19 protein-coding genes are annotated in these 14,861 nt (G+C 69.9%); 17 read left to right on the top strand and 2 right to left on the bottom strand.

The annotated features are described in order from the left end of the window. The first annotated feature begins 26 nt into the window (after positions 1 to 26). From rpsE to map, 6 genes are all read left to right on the top strand, one after another. A complete protein-coding gene (rpsE, locus tag V6S66_RS12600; protein WP_334207086.1) occupies positions 27 to 626 on the top strand; it encodes a 30S ribosomal protein S5 in 600 nt (199 codons plus the stop codon). Continuing rightward, positions 626 to 808 (top strand): 50S ribosomal protein L30, encoded by a 183-nt coding sequence (gene rpmD / locus V6S66_RS12595; RefSeq protein WP_334207085.1) that lies wholly within the window; start codon positions 626 to 628, stop codon positions 806 to 808. Before rpsE ends, rpmD begins: the two co-directional genes overlap by 1 nt. 1 nt (position 809) lies before the next feature. Next, a complete protein-coding gene (gene rplO, locus V6S66_RS12590; protein WP_334207084.1) occupies positions 810 to 1,250 on the top strand; it encodes a 50S ribosomal protein L15 in 441 nt (146 codons plus the stop codon). Between the two features lie 194 nt (positions 1,251 to 1,444). Next, positions 1,445 to 2,767, top strand: coding sequence for a preprotein translocase subunit SecY (gene secY / locus V6S66_RS12585; RefSeq protein WP_334207083.1), 1,323 nt, complete (start codon positions 1,445 to 1,447; stop codon positions 2,765 to 2,767). Next, positions 2,764 to 3,327, top strand: coding sequence for an adenylate kinase (locus V6S66_RS12580; RefSeq protein WP_334207082.1), 564 nt, complete (start codon positions 2,764 to 2,766; stop codon positions 3,325 to 3,327). Before secY ends, V6S66_RS12580 begins: the two co-directional genes overlap by 4 nt. Positions 3,328 to 3,341: 14 nt before the next feature. Further along, positions 3,342 to 4,106, top strand: a complete 765-nt coding sequence (gene map, locus V6S66_RS12575) for a type I methionyl aminopeptidase (protein ID WP_334207081.1) — start codon at positions 3,342 to 3,344, stop codon at positions 4,104 to 4,106. Positions 4,107 to 4,338: 232 nt separating this feature from the next. On the opposite strand, the gene V6S66_RS12570 is transcribed toward map, so the two are convergent. Next, positions 4,339 to 5,205 carry a DUF4339 domain-containing protein gene (locus V6S66_RS12570; protein WP_334207080.1) on the bottom strand — a complete coding sequence of 289 codons (867 nt, stop codon included), beginning with the start codon at positions 5,203 to 5,205 and terminating at the stop codon, positions 4,339 to 4,341. Between the two features lie 71 nt (positions 5,206 to 5,276). Next, entirely contained in the window at positions 5,277 to 6,164 is an 888-nt protein-coding gene (gene ddaH, locus V6S66_RS12565) for a dimethylargininase (protein WP_334207079.1), read from the bottom strand. Positions 6,165 to 6,364: 200 nt separating this feature from the next. Here ddaH and V6S66_RS12560 point away from each other — a divergent pair, with 200 nt between their 5' ends. The 11 genes from V6S66_RS12560 to rplQ all read left to right on the top strand — a co-directional run bounded on the left by V6S66_RS12560 (position 6,365) and on the right by rplQ (position 14,837). After that, complete coding sequence (locus tag V6S66_RS12560) at positions 6,365 to 6,826, top strand: Lrp/AsnC family transcriptional regulator (RefSeq protein ID WP_334207078.1); 462 nt, start codon at positions 6,365 to 6,367, stop codon at positions 6,824 to 6,826. Between the two features lie 53 nt (positions 6,827 to 6,879). Continuing rightward, a complete protein-coding gene (locus V6S66_RS12555; RefSeq protein ID WP_334207077.1) occupies positions 6,880 to 8,019 on the top strand; it encodes a vWA domain-containing protein in 1,140 nt (379 codons plus the stop codon). A 38-nt stretch (positions 8,020 to 8,057) separates the two neighbouring features. Beyond that, entirely contained in the window at positions 8,058 to 9,491 is a 1,434-nt protein-coding gene (locus V6S66_RS12550) for an MFS transporter (RefSeq protein WP_334207076.1), read from the top strand. Next, a complete protein-coding gene (locus V6S66_RS12545) occupies positions 9,488 to 10,876 on the top strand; it encodes a M20/M25/M40 family metallo-hydrolase (RefSeq protein WP_334207075.1) in 1,389 nt (462 codons plus the stop codon). The genes V6S66_RS12550 and V6S66_RS12545 overlap by 4 nt, the downstream gene beginning before the upstream one ends. Positions 10,877 to 11,091: 215 nt before the next feature. Beyond that, entirely contained in the window at positions 11,092 to 11,313 is a 222-nt protein-coding gene (infA, locus tag V6S66_RS12540) for a translation initiation factor IF-1 (RefSeq protein WP_023647000.1), read from the top strand. A gap of 87 nt (positions 11,314 to 11,400) precedes the next feature. Further along, positions 11,401 to 11,514 carry a 50S ribosomal protein L36 gene (gene rpmJ, locus V6S66_RS12535; protein ID WP_008361054.1) on the top strand — a complete coding sequence of 38 codons (114 nt, stop codon included), beginning with the start codon at positions 11,401 to 11,403 and terminating at the stop codon, positions 11,512 to 11,514. A 206-nt stretch (positions 11,515 to 11,720) separates the two neighbouring features. After that, the gene (gene rpsM / locus V6S66_RS12530; protein WP_290581810.1) at positions 11,721 to 12,089 is read left to right on the top strand and encodes a 30S ribosomal protein S13; all 369 of its coding nucleotides are present in this window, start codon (positions 11,721 to 11,723) and stop codon (positions 12,087 to 12,089) included. A 7-nt stretch (positions 12,090 to 12,096) separates the two neighbouring features. Then, on the top strand, positions 12,097 to 12,495 hold the full coding sequence (gene rpsK, locus V6S66_RS12525) for a 30S ribosomal protein S11 (RefSeq protein WP_229051855.1): 399 nt from the start codon (positions 12,097 to 12,099) through the stop codon (positions 12,493 to 12,495). Positions 12,496 to 12,542: 47 nt separating this feature from the next. Beyond that, positions 12,543 to 13,151 carry a 30S ribosomal protein S4 gene (gene rpsD, locus V6S66_RS12520; protein WP_334207074.1) on the top strand — a complete coding sequence of 203 codons (609 nt, stop codon included), beginning with the start codon at positions 12,543 to 12,545 and terminating at the stop codon, positions 13,149 to 13,151. Positions 13,152 to 13,203: 52 nt separating this feature from the next. Next, positions 13,204 to 14,211 carry a DNA-directed RNA polymerase subunit alpha gene (locus V6S66_RS12515; RefSeq protein WP_334207073.1) on the top strand — a complete coding sequence of 336 codons (1,008 nt, stop codon included), beginning with the start codon at positions 13,204 to 13,206 and terminating at the stop codon, positions 14,209 to 14,211. Positions 14,212 to 14,258: 47 nt separating this feature from the next. Beyond that, a complete protein-coding gene (gene rplQ / locus V6S66_RS12510) occupies positions 14,259 to 14,837 on the top strand; it encodes a 50S ribosomal protein L17 (RefSeq protein ID WP_334207072.1) in 579 nt (192 codons plus the stop codon). The last annotated feature ends 24 nt before the right edge of the window (positions 14,838 to 14,861 follow it).

The following is a 14,861-nucleotide window of genomic DNA, read 5'->3' as shown; positions in this document are numbered from 1 at the left end:
ACCATCAACAACGTCGGGAGTGCTGCATGAGCCAGCGTCGAGGCGGCGGAGCCGGTCGCGGTCAGCGCGGCGACCGCGGCGAGAAGTCCAACTACATCGAGAAGGTCGTCACGATCAACCGTGTCGCCAAGGTCGTCAAGGGTGGTCGACGCTTCAGCTTCACCGCCCTGGTGATCGTCGGTGACGGCGACGGTCAGGTCGGCGTCGGCTACGGCAAGGCCAAGGAGGTCCCCACGGCGATCTCCAAGGGTGTCGAGGAGGCGAAGAAGAACTTCTTCCGCGTCCCCCGCATCCAGGGCACCATCCCGCACCCCGTGCAGGGTGAGAAGGCGGCCGGCGTGGTCTTCCTGCGTCCGGCTTCGCCCGGTACCGGCGTCATCGCCGGTGGTCCGGTGCGCGCCGTGCTCGAGGCCGCTGGCATCCACGACGTCCTGAGCAAGTCGCTCGGTTCGTCCAACGCCATCAACATCGTGCACGCCACGGTCGAGGCCCTCCGCATGCTGGAGTCGCCCGAGCAGGTCGCCGCACGTCGTGGCCTGCGCGTCGAGGACGTCGCTCCGGCGGCGCTGCTCAAGGCCGGCAAGGAGAGCTCGGCCCCGGCCGAGCCCGCCGAGGCAGGTGTCTGATGGCTCAGCTCAAGGTCACCCAGATCAAGTCGGCCATCGGTCGCCCGGACAACCAGGGCCACACGTTGCGCTCGCTGGGTCTGAAGCGCATCGGCCACACGGTCGTCAAGGAAGATCGTCCCGAGATCCGCGGCATGGTCGAGACCATCCCGCACCTCGTGACGTTCGAGGAGATTGATTGACATGACGCTCAAGCTGCATCACCTTCGCCCCGCCCCGGGCGCCAAGACCGCCAAGACCCGTGTCGGCCGCGGTGAGGGCTCCAAGGGCAAGACCGCCGGTCGCGGCACCAAGGGCACCAAGGCCCGTTACCAGGTGCCCGTCGGCTTCGAGGGCGGCCAGGTCCCGATCCACATGCGCCTGCCCAAGCTGAAGGGCTTCAAGAACCCCTTCCGCGTGGAGTTCCAGGTCGTCAACCTCGACCGGCTCGAGGCGCTGTTCCCCGAGGGCGGTGCCGTCGACGTCGACGGCCTCGTCGCCAAGGGCGCGGTCCGCAAGAACCAGCCGGTCAAGGTGCTCGGCAACGGCGAGATCGGCGTGGCCGTCCAGGTCACCGCCGACAAGTTCTCGGCCAGCGCCAAGACCAAGATCGAGGCGGCCGGCGGCAGCGTCAGCGAGCGCTGACACCCCGCACGGATCGCACACGGTGGCGAGGCTCTCCCTCGGAGGGCCTCGCCGTCGTGGTTCAGCAGGACGTCGGCCCCCGGGCCGTGCGCGCGTCCCGATGGCGCAACCCCGACGCAGGCGTGTGCGTCGGTCCGTAGTTTGACTGTTACAGTCGCCGGGTTGCCCGGCTGCCCACCCTGAGGAGGACGGAAGTGCTCAGCGCCTTCGTCAATGCGTTCCGCACGCCTGACCTGCGACGCAAGTTGCTCTTCGTCCTGGGCATCATCGTGCTGTTCCGGCTCGGCTCGATGACCCCTGCTCCCGGTATCGACGTCGCGAACGTGCAGCAGTGCATCGACACGGCCAGCGCCGGTGAGAACGGCAACCTGTTCGCGCTCATCAACGTCTTCTCCGGTGGCGCTCTTCTGCAGCTCACGGTGTTCGCGCTCGGCATCATGCCGTACATCACCGCGAGCATCATCCTGCAGCTGCTCGTCGTCGTGATCCCACGCCTGGAGGCCCTCAAGAAGGAGGGCCAGGCCGGTCAGACCAAGATCACCCAGTACACCCGGTACCTGACGCTGGGCCTCGCGGTCCTCCAGGCCACCGGCATCGTGGCACTGGCCCGCAGCGGACGCCTGTTCGGCGGCGCGTGCACCCAGGACCTCCTCTACCACCCCGACAGCATCCCGGCGTTCCTGCTGATCGTCCTCGTGATGGTCGCGGGCACCGCGATCATCATGTGGTTCGGCGAGCTCATCACCGACCGCGGTGTCGGCAACGGCATGTCGATCCTGATCTTCACGCAGGTCATCGCGACCTTCCCCGGCGCCCTGTGGCAGATCAAGGCGCAGGCCGCGTCGGAGCGCGAGGGCTGGGTCACCTTCTCCCTGGTCATCCTGGTCGGACTCATCGTCGTGGCCGGCGTGATCTTCATCGAGCAGGCGCAGCGCCGCATCCCGGTGCAGTACGCCAAGCGCATGGTCGGACGCCGGATGTTCGGCGGGTCCTCGACCTACATCCCGCTCAAGGTCAACCAGGCCGGCATCATCCCGGTCATCTTCGCCTCGAGCCTGATGTACCTGCCGGCGCTGCTCGCGCAGTTCAACGAGGGCTCCTCGTGGGCGACGTGGGTCAACGACCACTTCGTGCGCGGCGACCACCCGTACTACATGATCACCTTCTTCACGCTGATCGTGTTCTTCACGTACTTCTACGTGGCGATCACCTTCAACCCCGAGGAGGTCGCCGACAACATGAAGAAGTACGGCGGCTTCATCCCGGGCATCCGTGCGGGTCGCCCGACGCAGGACTACCTGCAGTACGTGCTGAGCCGCATCACCGCTCCGGGTGCGCTGTACCTGGGTCTGATCGCCCTGATCCCGATGTTCGCGATCGCGTTGTTGAACGCGAGCCAGAACTTCCCGTTCGGTGGCACGACGATCCTGATCATCGTGGGCGTCGGCCTCGACACGGTCAAGCAGATCGAGAGCCAGCTGCAGCAGCGCAACTATGAAGGGTTCCTGCGTTCATGAGGTTGCTGATCATGGGCCCGCCCGGCGCGGGCAAGGGCACTCAGGCGACGGGTCTGGCCGAGCGCATCGGCGGCGCGCACATCTCGACCGGTGACATCTTCCGGGCCAACGTGGCCGGCGGCACGGAGCTCGGCCAGCTCGCGCAGTCGTACATGGACGCCGGCAAGTACGTGCCCGACGAGGTCACGAACGCCATGGTCAAGGACCGCCTGGCGCAGGACGACGCCAGCACGGGCTTCGTGCTCGACGGCTACCCGCGCACGCCCGACCAGGTCGAGACGCTCGACGCGATCCTGGCTGATCTCGATGCCCCGCTCGACGCCGTGCTGGTGCTCACGGTCGACCACGAGGAGCTCATCGGCCGACTCCTGAAGCGGGCCGAGACCAGTGGGCGCGCCGACGACACCGAGGACGTCATCCGCGAGCGGCAGGAGGTCTACATCGCCGAGACCGCCCCCCTGCTGCCGGTGTACCGCGAGCGCGGGCTCCTGCGCGAGGTCGACGGTGTGGGCTCGATCGACGAGGTCGAGGCCCGCATCAACACCGCCCTCGGTCTCTGACTCGGAGCGCGTCGATGTTCGGCCGCGGCGTCGAGTACAAGACCGCCGACCAGATCGCCGTGATGCGGCGTGCAGGCGCGATCGTGGCCGAGATGCTGCAGACCGTGCGTGAGGCGGCCGAGCCCGGAGCGACGACCCGCGACCTGGACGCCGTGGCACGCCAGGTCATCGCGCGTCACGGGGCGACGTCCAACTTCCTGGGCTACCACGGCTTCCCGGCCGTGATCTGCACGTCGGTCAACGACGAGGTCGTGCACGGCATCCCGGGCGACCGGGAGCTGGTGGCCGGCGATCTCGTCTCGGTCGATGCCGGTGCGATCGTCCAGAACTGGCACGGTGACGCTGCCGTCACGATCGGGGTGGGTCAGCTCGAGGCGGCCGACGCCGAGCTGTCACGCGTCACGGAGGCCGCACTGTGGGCCGGTATCGAGGCCGCCCGTCCGGGAGCCCGTCTGGGCGACATCGGCCACGCGATCACGGCGTCGGTGCGTGCTGCCGGCGACTACGGCATCGTCGAGGGGTTCACGGGCCACGGCATCGGCACGGCCATGCACATGGACCCGGACGTGCCCAACACGGGGCGCGCCGGACAGGGGATGAAGCTCAAGCCGGGCCTCGTCATCGCGATCGAGCCGATGGTGTCCCGCGGCTCTCCGTACACGCAGATCCTCGAGGACGACTGGACCGCGGTCACGGTCGACGGAAGTCGCGCCGCCCACTGGGAGCACACCGTGGCGATCACGGCCGACGGCCCCGTGGTGCTGACGCTGCCGGCCTGAGGGCGCACCGCTCGTTCCTCGCGGCTCCACCGGTTCGTTCCGGTTCCTGAGGTGTGAGCGAGGAACGAGCGAGCCTCGAAGGGCACCGGTGCCGGGCTTCGCCCGGGCGCCTGCCTCGCCTTCGGCTCGGCCCGTGGATCCGCCCGTGGCGGGCGAAGCCCCGCCCCTTGAGGTGCGAGGAACGAGCCTCGAAAGGGGTACCTCAACCACCGGTGGTGGGCGGAGGTCCGGGTCAGGTGCCGTAGATGGCGGGGACCTCGGAGGCGGGCTTGGTCTCGTCGCCGATGCGCACCAGCGTGCCCGGGTGGATGCGGCCCTCCACCATGAACCCACGGACCCGGTCGGTGGGGTACGGGCCGTACTCCTGGCCATGGATCACGAGGAACACGTCGTCGTCGGCCTGTTCGTCGTCGGCGTCCTCGTCGTCGGCAACCCCGGCGGCCGCCACGCCGCGATCCTCGTCGCGGGCGGTCTCGGTCGTGGCGAGGTCGTCCGAGCGGTGATCGTGGTCGTGGGTGACCGGAGGCGGGGTGTCGCCCGGCCGCGAGACCGGGGGAGCGATGACGACCGGCTCGGGGCGCGGACCGCGCACGAGGCACAGCAGCACCACGACGACCTGGAGCGCCAGCACGGCGATCGTGAACGGCAGCCCGAAGGAGGGGCTCCAGCCGCGGTTCGGGTCGATGAAGTTGCCCCGGAAGGTCGTGTCGACGACCTGCAGGGCGAAGCCGACGTGGCACAGCAGGGAGGCGACGGTCACGACGAGGACGAGGACGGCGAGGCGGCGAACGGCCAGTCCGATCACGGCGAGGACGCCCGCGAGGGCACCGAGGCTCACCGCGCCCAGGAGCAGGAGTCGGAATCGGCCGATGGCGGCCTGCCCGCCGAAGGGGTCGTAGTTGCTCCAGAGCTCGTCGCGCACGATGTCGACCCAGGTGCCGAGCGCCAGGAGCGCGAGGTACCCGCCGACGAACGCGGCGAGGGCCAGGCCGAGGGCGCGGGCGGTGCCGAAACGACGCACGGGACGCCCGCCGTCGGCAGAGGAGGCATCGGTCGGCGTGGCCTCGACGGGTGCAGGGGGAGGTGTCGTGCTCGTCATGCCCCGAGGGTAGAACGCCGTGGGGCTGCTCGCGCGTCGCGACTCACGGGATTCGGTCGAGAATGCGCAGGTCAGGCGTGGTGCTCCATCGTGCAGCACTTGACGCTGCCGCCCGACTTGCGGAACTCGTCGAGCTCGACGGCAATCGGGACGTACCCGCGCTGGCGCAGCCGGTCGGCCATGGACCCCGCCTCCTGCGGGATCACGACGTGCAGGCCGTCGCTCACGAGGTTCAGGCCGAACGTGAGTGCCTCGTCGCGGCTGACGAGGAGGGCGTCCGGGAACAGCTCGCGCAGGGTGCGGCGGCTGTGAGGGCTGAAGGCGCCGGGGTAGTAGGCGATGTCGGCGGAGGCGCTGCCGCGCCCGTCGTCGAGCACGGCCAGGGCCACGTCGAGGTGGTAGAACGCCGGGTCGACCAGCTCGAGCGTGACGAACGGCCGGTCGATGATGGTCGCCGCCTCCACGTGCGCGGCCAGGCTCGTGCGGAAACCGGTGCCGGCCAGCACGACATGACCCAGCACGAGGAAGTCGCCCTCGCCCTCGGCGGGGTGCGACGCGGGCGTGACGTCGATGCCCCGCCCGCGCAGCCACGTCGCCACGGCTCCCGCCTCGGCGGCCCGCTCGGGATACCGGAACCGGGACCCGTAGGCGACGTCCCCCACGACGAGCGCGCCGTTGGCCGCGAAGACCATGTCGGGCTGTGCCGGCAGTGGCTCGACGACCTCGACCACGTGGCCGAGGGAACGGTACGTCTCGACCAGCGCCTCCCACTGACGCATCGCGCGACCGCGGTCGACGGGGCGGCTCGGATCCATCCACGGGTTGATCGCGTACTCGACGGCGAACTCCGTCGGCCGACACATGACGTAGTCGCGGGTGCGGCGGACGCGCAGCGGCGCGGGGACGGGCTTCGTGCGACGGCCGATCGGCCGGGCCAGCTGGGGGTCGAGCACGGTCATGGTGGTCACCTCGGGTGTCGTGGCCGATGGGACGCCGGTCCCGGGACGTCGGCTCGGTCGGGGTGGGACCGTGCGCAACAAATCCATGCTAGAAGGTCGCCCTCATGATTGACGAAGCCGAAACTCGACGTGCGTCCGGTGATCCATTGCGCAGGACACGTCAGCGCCGCGATTTCTTGCACACGTGCGACGATGGCCACATGGACACCATCGATCGACGCATCGTCGAGGCCCTGCTCGACGACGGCCGCGCGAGCCTGGCCGTCGTGGGGGAGCGGGTCGGGCTCTCCGCCCCGGCCGTCAAGCGACGCATCGACCGGCTCGTGGCCGACGGGGTCGTCCGGGGGTTCACCGCGGTGCTCGACCCGCAGCACCTGGGCTGGGGCACCGAGGCGTACGTCGAGCTCCACTGCCAGGGCACGATCGGTCCCGACGAGCTGCGGGAGGCCTTCGCCTCCATCCCGGAGGTGCAGGACGCCGCGACGGTCACGGGCCAGGCCGACGCGATCGTGCGCCTGGTGGCCCGCGACGTCCAGCACCTCGAGGACGCCCTCGAGCGGCTGCGGAACGCGGCCCGCAACGTCGAGCGCACCGAGACGGCGATCGTGCTCTCGCGCCTGGTCGAGCGCGGCGGCGCCCTGCCGGCGCCCCGGCTCGGCTGACGATGGGGAGAAGTCCCGATGGCGCCGTGAGCGCGACGACGTAGCCTCGAGCCATGCAGGGGCAGGTGGGTCGCGTCGCCGGGTCGCTCGCCCTGCTCGGCGCGCTGGTCGCGGCGTGCGCGGGCGGGAGCGACCGGCGCGACGGCACCGCACCCGTGCCGGACCGCTCGCGCGACCTCAGTGCGCCGATGCCGGTCTCGGCGGCCCAGGAGGCGCCCGCCGTCCCCACCGTCGTCGTCATCGACGCCTCGGGCTCGATGGTCACGCAGGACGCACCCGGCCAGCGGCTCGAGGCCGCGAAGGCCGCGGTGACCGAGGTCGTGACCCTCCTGCCGTGGGGGCACGAGGTCGGACTGGTCGTCTACGGCAGCGGCACCGGGTCCAGCGACGCCGAGCAGGTGGCTGGCTGCCAGGACGTGGTCGTGGCTCGCGAGGTCGCGCCGCGAGGTCAGCGCGACGTCGCCGGCGTGCTCGCGCAGCTGCAGCCGAGCGGCTACACCCCGATCGGGCTCAGCCTGCAGACGGCGGCCGACCTGCTGCCGAAGACCGGTCCGCGACAGGTCGTCGTCGTGTCCGACGGACTCGACACCTGCGCGCCAGACGGGCTCGGCGTCGATCCGTGCCTCGCGGCCCAGGAGCTGCACGCGGCGGACCCGGAGCTGACGGTCAGCACGATCGGCTTCCGGACGGAGTCGGACCCGGCGGCGGCTGAGCAGCTGGACTGCATCGCGACGGCCGGCGGCGGGAAGGCCCTCGGAGCGGCGACCTCCACCCTGCTGGGCACGCGCCTCTCGGCCGCGCTCAACTCGGGGTGGTCGGCCCAGGCGCTGGGCAGCACGTCGTTCCGGGGCATCGCGCTCGGCTCCACGATCGACGAGGTGGCGGCCGCGGTGGACGAGGATTTGCCCACCATCCGGTCGCGCGGGGTGGTCGAGCTCGAGATCGACGATGCCACGCTGCAGCTGACCGACGGGCTCGTCACGGCCATCACGGTCGCGACGCCCGACGTGCGCACGATCGACGGCTTGGCCGTGGGCGACTCGAGGGCCGATGCCGAGCTCCTCTACGGCCCCGCGCGGCCGGGGCCCGACGGCGACCTCCTGGTCAGCGCCGACGCCGGGGCGGCCACGAGCTTCCGCCTGGGCGTCGACGATGACGAGATCGTCTCGATCACGCTCTGCGCCTGCGGCTGAGCCGGCGTCGTGGTCCGCCGTCGTCGTACGCTCGGCAGGTGACCTCGACCACCCGCGCGACCTCGATCGGGGCCGGGCTCGTCGGGGCGCTCGTCTTCGTCGAGTTCGTGAGCGGTTTCCTGCAGGGCTACTACACGCCGCTCGCCTCGGACATCGCCCGCCACCTCTCGATCAACGACGCCGACGTCAACTGGTTCGAGGCCGCGCAGCTCCTGCTCTCGGCGCTGTGCGTGCCGGCCCTGTCGAAGCTCGGTGACCTCGTGGGGCACCAACGGGTCCTGTGGTGGTCGGCCGTGCTGACCGCGGTCGCGACGTGGGGTGTCGCGCTGTCGTCGTCGTTCGCGACGTACCTCGTGTTCTGGGCGCTCCAGGGCGTCTTCACGGTCTGGTTGCCGCTCGAGGTCGCCCTGATCTACCGCCGCAGCCTCGGGATCGCTGACCGGGCGGCCGCGACCCGCAAGGCGACGGGCGTCATCGTGGCCGCGTTGCAGGCGGGTGCCATCGCCGGTGCGCTCTCGGCCGGTGCCGCCGCAGCAGCCTTCGAGCCGATCTGGATCGTGCTGGCCGTCCCGGCGCTCCTCACGACCGGGGTCGTCGTGGTGATCCACGTCGCCATCGACCGCGAGCACGTGGTGCAGCACGGCAGTCTCGACCGCCGCGGCCTGCTGCTCGTGAGCGCGAGCCTGCTGCTCGTCACGGGCGGCCTGTCGCTCGTCCGCACCGAGGGCGTCGGCTCGGTCTGGCCCTGGCTCGCCATGTCGGCGGGCCTGGCCCTGCTGCTGCCGTTCGGCCGGTGGGAGCTGCGCGCCCCGGACCCGCTCGTCGACCTGCGGGTCATGCGCCGGCCGTCCATGTGGCCCGTGCAGGTCACCGCGCTGCTGTTCGGCGTCAGCGTGCTGGGAGCGCAGATCCCGCTGTCGACGTTCGCGCAGACCGATCCGGACCAGTACGGCTTCGGCTTGGGTCTCACCTCGTCCACCGTGGCACCGTTGATCGGCGCCTACGTGCTCTCGCTGCTGGTGGGAGCCCTGGCCTTTGCGCGCATCAGTCAACGGTTCAGCCCGCGGAACTGCCTGATCGGGGCCGCCTCGCTCGTGGCGACCGGTTACGGGGCACTCGTGTTTGCGCACGGCACCGTGCCGACGGTGGCGGCGTGCATGGTCGTCGCGGGCCTGGGCGCCGGGGCACTCGTGGCCGCGTTGCCGGCCGCCGCCGCGGCTGCCGCACCGGAGGGGCGCACGGCCGTCGCGACCGGGTTGACCAACACGACCAAGACGATCGGCGGGGCCATCGCGTCGTGCGTCTTCGGAGTCGCACTGGCCCAGGGCGCCACGGGTGACACCGCCGCCTCGCTGAGCGGTTACTACACGGTCTGGATCGTCTGCTCGGCCACGGCGGTGATCGCGGCCGTCCTGCTGACGTTCGTGCCGCGCCTCGCGTTCGCTGAGGCCGAGACGCCGGTGGCCGCGTGAGCGCCCGGGAGGCCGCCGGACGCCTGGCGGAGCTCGTGCGGTGCCGCACGGTGTCGGCGCCGGACGAGCGTGACGAGCGCGAGTTCGCGCGCTTCCGCGAGACCTTCGCGCGGCTGTACCCGCGGCTGCACGCCGAGCTCGAGCTCACGACCTTCCCGCTCGGGTCCCTCCTCTTCCGGTGGCCCGGGCGCACCGAGGCCGATCCGATCGTGCTCATGGCGCACTACGACGTCGTCCCGGCTCCGGCGGAGCAGTGGGACCGCGACCCGTTCTCCGGTGAGATCGTCGACGGACCCACGGGATCGGTCGTGCACGGTCGCGGCACGCTCGACGACAAGGGCTCGCTCGTCTGTGTGGCCGAGGCCGTCGAGCACCTGCTCGCTGCCGGGCACGTCCCCGAGCACGACGTCTGGCTCTGCTTCGGCGCCGATGAGGAGGTCGAGGGCCATGAGGCGCGGCAGGTCGTCAACCACCTGGCGTCGCTCGGAGTGCGACCCTGGCTCGTGTCCGACGAGGGTGGGGCCGTGGTCGACGACGCGCTGCCCGGGCTGACCGGCCTCAGCGCGATGGTGGCCACGGTCGAGAAGGGGGTGACCAACGTGCACCTCGTGGCCCGCGGTGGCGGAGGCCACGCCTCCACCCCGTCGCCGAACGGCGCCACGGCCCAGCTGGCGCGGGCGATCGTGCGGCTCGAGGAGAGTCCCGCGCCGCCGTCGCTCTCGGAGCCCGTCCTGCAGATGCTCGACGTCGTGGCCGAGTCCATGCCGCTGCCCGTCCGGCTGGCACTGGGGCAGGCGCGGCGTGCCCGTCGGCCCGTGGCCGAGGTCCTCGCCCGCGTGAGCAAGGAGACGAGCTCGATGGTGCGGACCACGATGGCCGTGACCCGTCTGAGCGGATCTCCGGCCGACAACGTGCTGGCGACCGAGGCCCGCGCGGTCGTCAACGTCCGTCTCGCCGTGGGCGACGACCGCGAGCAGCTGCGAGCTCGGCTCACCCGCCTGCTGAAGGGGCTCGACGTCGAGATCGAGGCCGTCGAGGGCAACGACCCGCCACCGGTCTCCCGCACCGACAACGCCGCGTGGGCCCACCTCGGCCGCGCGATCGCGGCACTCGAGACGCCAGGCGAGACCGTTCGCGTCGTGCCGTACGTGCAGACCGGCGCGACCGACAGTCGTCACTTCACCCGGATCAGCGACTCGGTGTACCGCTTCAGCCCGCTCAAGATGAGCCGGTCGCAGCGCGACTCGATCCACGCCCCGAACGAGTGGGTCGAGGCCGACTGGCTCGAGCGTGGTGCGGCGTTCCACCGGTGGTTGATCGCGGGGGCGCGCGGCTCGTCGGCTAGGAGTGGTGTCGGACCGTTCGTCCCGGTGGTTGAGGTGTGAGGAGCTCTGGCGACGAGCCTCGAAACCTTCCGCAGGTTCGAGCGCAGGTGACCCAAGGTTTCGAGGCTCGCGCCGCAGGCGGCACTCGCACCTCAACCACCGGGGGTGACGATTTGGTGACCGACGCCGTACGGGCGTAGACTTGCGAGTCGGCCTGTCCAGGCGGATTTCCGCATGTCCGGGCCACCAGACGAAGCAACCGAGAAGCAGAGGTCATGGCGAAAAAAGAAGGCGTCATCGAGATGGAAGGCGCGGTGGTGGAGGCTCTCCCCAACGCGATGTTCCGCGTCGAGCTGACGAACGGGCACAAGGTGCTCGCTCACATCAGCGGGAAGATGCGCCAGCACTACATCCGGATCCTCCCCGAGGACCGGGTCGTGGTGGAGCTCTCGCCGTACGACCTCAGCCGTGGGCGCATCGTCTACCGCTACAAGTGACGCGTCGAGCCTGACGCTCCACCCGGGCACCTCGGTGCCCAGCCACAACTGCATAACCGACAATCACGTTCAGAAAAGGGCTTCTCCATGAAGGTCAACCCGAGCGTGAAGAAGATCTGTGACAAGTGCAAGGTGATCCGTCGCCACGGACGCGTCATGGTCATCTGCGAGAACCCCCGGCACAAGCAGCGCCAGGGCTGACGCAGACCCGCTTTCTTCTTCACCAGCACGACTGAACATCTGACGGCTCACCCGGGACCACTCCCGGGTGCGACCCCCGGCGCGAAGGCCGGGGCCCGGTTCCGGAACACCCTGCTCCCCACACCTGTGGACGAGAGGCTTCCGGGAGGCAATCGGGGCGCCGCGGATGACCACACCTTCGCCGTACCGAAAGGAACTGCCAGCACATGGCACGCCTCATCGGAGTGGATCTCCCGCGCGAGAAGCGCCTCGAGATCGCACTCACCTACATCTTCGGCATCGGGCGCACCCGCGCCGCCGAGACCCTCGCCGCCACCGGCGTCTCCGGCGACCTCCGGGTCCACGAGCTCACCGACGACCAGCTCGTCGCGCTCCGTGACCACATCGAGGCCAACTACCAGACCGAGGGCGACCTCCGTCGTGAGGTGACTGCCGACATCCGTCGCAAGATGGAGATCGGCAGCTACCAGGGCCGTCGTCACCGCGCTCACCTGCCGGTCCGCGGCCAGCGCACCAAGACCAACGCGCGCACCCGCAAGGGTCCGAAGCGCACTGTCGCCGGAAAGAAGAAGTGATTCGCTGATGCCTCCCAAGAGCGCTGGCGCCAAGAAGGTGCGCCGCAAGGAGAAGAAGAACGTCGTTCAGGGCCACGCCCACATCAAGAGCACGTTCAACAACACGCACGTCACCATCACCGACCCGTCCGGCGCGGTCATCGCCTGGGCGTCCGGTGGAACCGTGGGCTTCAAGGGCTCCCGCAAGTCGACGCCGTTCGCGGCCGGCATGGCGGCCGAGGCTGCTGGGCGTCAGGCCCAGGAGCACGGCATGAAGAAGGTCGACGTCTTCGTCAAGGGTCCGGGTTCGGGCCGTGAGACCGCCATCCGCTCCCTGAGCGGTGTCGGCCTGGAGGTCGGCACGATCTCCGACGTCACCCCCAGCCCCCACAACGGCTGCCGCCCGCCCAAGCACCGTCGTCTCTGAGACTTTCCAGTCCCAGCTCGACCCACGAATTCCAGGAGCACTGAACCATGGCCCGTTACACCGGTCCTCTCACCAAGAAGTCGCGTCGCCTCGGCGTCGACCTCGTCGGTGGTGACGCCGCCTTCGAGCGTCGTCCCTACCCGCCCGGCCAGCACGGCCGCGCCCGCATCAAGGAGTCCGAGTACCGCACCCAGCTGCAGGAGAAGCAGAAGGCGCGCTACACCTACGGCATCCTCGAGAAGCAGTTCGCCAACTACTACGAGCTCGCCTCGCGTCGTCCCGGCAAGACCGGTGACAACCTGCTGACGCTGCTCGAGTCGCGTCTCGACAACGTGGTCTACCGCGCGGGCCTGGCCCGCACGCGCCGCCACGCCCGTCAGCTCGTCAACCACGGTCACTTCCTGGTCAACGGCGTCAAGACGAACATCCCGTCGTTCCAGGTCAGCAAGTTCGACATCGTCGACGTCAAGGCCAAGAGCCTGAACACGACGCCGTTCATCGTCGCTCGCGAGACCCACGACGCCGACACCGTGCCCGCGTGGCTCGACGTGTCGCCCGACCGCGGCCGGATCCTGGTGCACCAGAACCCGATCCGCGAGCAGATCACCGTTCCGATCCAGGAACAGCTCATCGTCGAGTTCTACTCGAAGAAGTAGTCATCCCACCGACCCGGGCCTCATATAACGGTTGTCCCGGAAAGGAATCACCATGCTGATCGCCCAGCGCCCCACCCTGTCCGAAGAGGTCGTCGACGAGTTCCGTTCGCGGTTCGTCATCGAGCCCCTCGAGCCCGGGTTCGGCTACACCCTCGGCAACTCGCTGCGTCGCACCCTCCTGAGCTCGATCCCGGGTGCGGCCGTCACGTCGATCAAGATCGACGGCGTCCTGCACGAGTTCTCGACGGTCCCCGGGGTCACCGAGGACGTCACCGAGATCATCCTGAACCTCAAGGGCCTCGTGGTCTCCTCGACCGTCGACGAGCCCGTCGTCATGTACCTGCGCGCCTCGGGCGCGGGGGCCGCGACGGCGGCCAACATCGAGGTGCCGGCCGATGTGGAGATCCACAACCCGGACCTGCACATCGCGACGCTCAACGACAAGGCCCGTCTGGACATCGAGCTCGTCGTCGAGCGCGGTCGTGGCTACGTCACGGCCGTGCAGAACAAGACCGGCGACGAGGAGATCGGTCGCATGCCGATCGACTCGATCTACAGCCCCGTGCTGAAGGTCACCTACAAGGTCGAGGCCACGCGTGTCGAGCAGCGCACCGACTTCGACAAGCTCGTGATCGACGTCGAGACCAAGGGCTCGCTCCTGCCGCGCGACGCGATCGCGTCGGCCGGCTCGACCCTGGTCGAGCTGTTCGGGCTGGCCCGTGAGCTCAACGTCGAGGCCGAGGGCATCGACATCGGTCCCTCGCCGGTCGACGAGCAGCTCGCCGCCGACCTCGCGCTGCCGATCGAGGACCTCGACTTCAGCGTTCGTTCGTACAACTGCCTCAAGCGTGAGGGCGTCCACACCGTCGGTGAGCTGATCACCCGTTCGGAGCAGGATCTCCTCGACATCCGCAACTTCGGGCAGAAGTCGATCGACGAGGTCAAGGAGAAGCTGGTCGAGATGGGTCTGGGCCTGAAGGACAGCCCGGCCGGCTTCGACCCGACCGCCGTCGCCTTCGACGACGAGGACGCCTCGTTCGCCGAGGACGAGCAGTACTGAGCCCCCCGGCGAGCCGACGGCCCGCCGCATCCCACCTGGAGTAACGCATGCCTACCCCCACCAAGGGTCCCCGCCTCGGCGGCAGCCCCGCGCACCAGCGGTTGATCCTGGCCAACCTGGCGCAGTCGCTGTTCGAGCACGGCAAGATCACGACGACCGAGGCCAAGGCCCGCCGTCTGCGTCCCTATGCCGAGCAGCTCATCACCAAGGCCAAGACCGACACGGTGGCCAACCGCCGCCTGGTCGTCAAGGTCATCCGTGACAAGAGCGTCCTGCACACCCTGTTCACCGAGATCGGGCCGGCCATGGCCACCCGTCCCGGGGGCTACACGCGCATCACGAAGCTCGGCCCCCGCAAGGGCGACAACGCCCCGATGGCCGTGATCGAGATCGTCGAGGCCCAGGAGTTCGCGGCGCAGAACCAGGCCCCCAAGGCCAAGACGGCCCCGAAGGCCGCGTCCGTCGAGGAGGCTCCCGCCGAGGAGACCAGCGACGAGACCGTGACCGACGAGGCTGTGTCGACCGAGGGCGAGACGCCGCCCGAGGAGACCACCACCGAGGCTCCGGCCGAGGCGGAGGCCACCGAGGCCGACGCGACCGACGAGGAGTCCTCCGCCAAGGAGTGACTCCCACCCCGCCTGACGACCAGG

This window comes from Aeromicrobium sp. Sec7.5, assembly GCF_036867135.1.
Lineage (GTDB): Bacteria > Actinomycetota > Actinomycetes > Propionibacteriales > Nocardioidaceae > Aeromicrobium.
The sequence above is the reverse complement of the archived record's forward strand: the minus strand, read 5'-3'. Positions and strand labels throughout refer to the sequence as shown.

Excerpts from the sequence above, each read along its gene's own strand:
- rpsE (WP_334207086.1), top strand. The coding sequence starts at position 27 with ATGAGCCAGCGTCGAGGCGGCGGAGCCGGTCGCGGTCAGCGCGGCGAC.
- rpmD (WP_334207085.1), top strand. The coding sequence starts at position 626 with ATGGCTCAGCTCAAGGTCACCCAGATCAAGTCGGCCATCGGTCGCCCG.
- rplO (WP_334207084.1), top strand. The coding sequence starts at position 810 with ATGACGCTCAAGCTGCATCACCTTCGCCCCGCCCCGGGCGCCAAGACC.
- V6S66_RS12580 (WP_334207082.1), top strand. The coding sequence starts at position 2,764 with ATGAGGTTGCTGATCATGGGCCCGCCCGGCGCGGGCAAGGGCACTCAG.
- map (WP_334207081.1), top strand. The coding sequence starts at position 3,342 with ATGTTCGGCCGCGGCGTCGAGTACAAGACCGCCGACCAGATCGCCGTG.
- V6S66_RS12570 (WP_334207080.1), bottom strand. The coding sequence starts at position 5,205 with ATGACGAGCACGACACCTCCCCCTGCACCCGTCGAGGCCACGCCGACC.
- ddaH (WP_334207079.1), bottom strand. The coding sequence starts at position 6,164 with ATGACCGTGCTCGACCCCCAGCTGGCCCGGCCGATCGGCCGTCGCACG.
- V6S66_RS12560 (WP_334207078.1), top strand. The coding sequence starts at position 6,365 with ATGGACACCATCGATCGACGCATCGTCGAGGCCCTGCTCGACGACGGC.
- V6S66_RS12555 (WP_334207077.1), top strand. The coding sequence starts at position 6,880 with ATGCAGGGGCAGGTGGGTCGCGTCGCCGGGTCGCTCGCCCTGCTCGGC.
- infA (WP_023647000.1), top strand. The coding sequence starts at position 11,092 with ATGGCGAAAAAAGAAGGCGTCATCGAGATGGAAGGCGCGGTGGTGGAG.
- rpmJ (WP_008361054.1), top strand. The coding sequence starts at position 11,401 with ATGAAGGTCAACCCGAGCGTGAAGAAGATCTGTGACAAGTGCAAGGTG.
- rpsM (WP_290581810.1), top strand. The coding sequence starts at position 11,721 with ATGGCACGCCTCATCGGAGTGGATCTCCCGCGCGAGAAGCGCCTCGAG.
- rpsK (WP_229051855.1), top strand. The coding sequence starts at position 12,097 with ATGCCTCCCAAGAGCGCTGGCGCCAAGAAGGTGCGCCGCAAGGAGAAG.
- rpsD (WP_334207074.1), top strand. The coding sequence starts at position 12,543 with ATGGCCCGTTACACCGGTCCTCTCACCAAGAAGTCGCGTCGCCTCGGC.
- V6S66_RS12515 (WP_334207073.1), top strand. The coding sequence starts at position 13,204 with ATGCTGATCGCCCAGCGCCCCACCCTGTCCGAAGAGGTCGTCGACGAG.
- rplQ (WP_334207072.1), top strand. The coding sequence starts at position 14,259 with ATGCCTACCCCCACCAAGGGTCCCCGCCTCGGCGGCAGCCCCGCGCAC.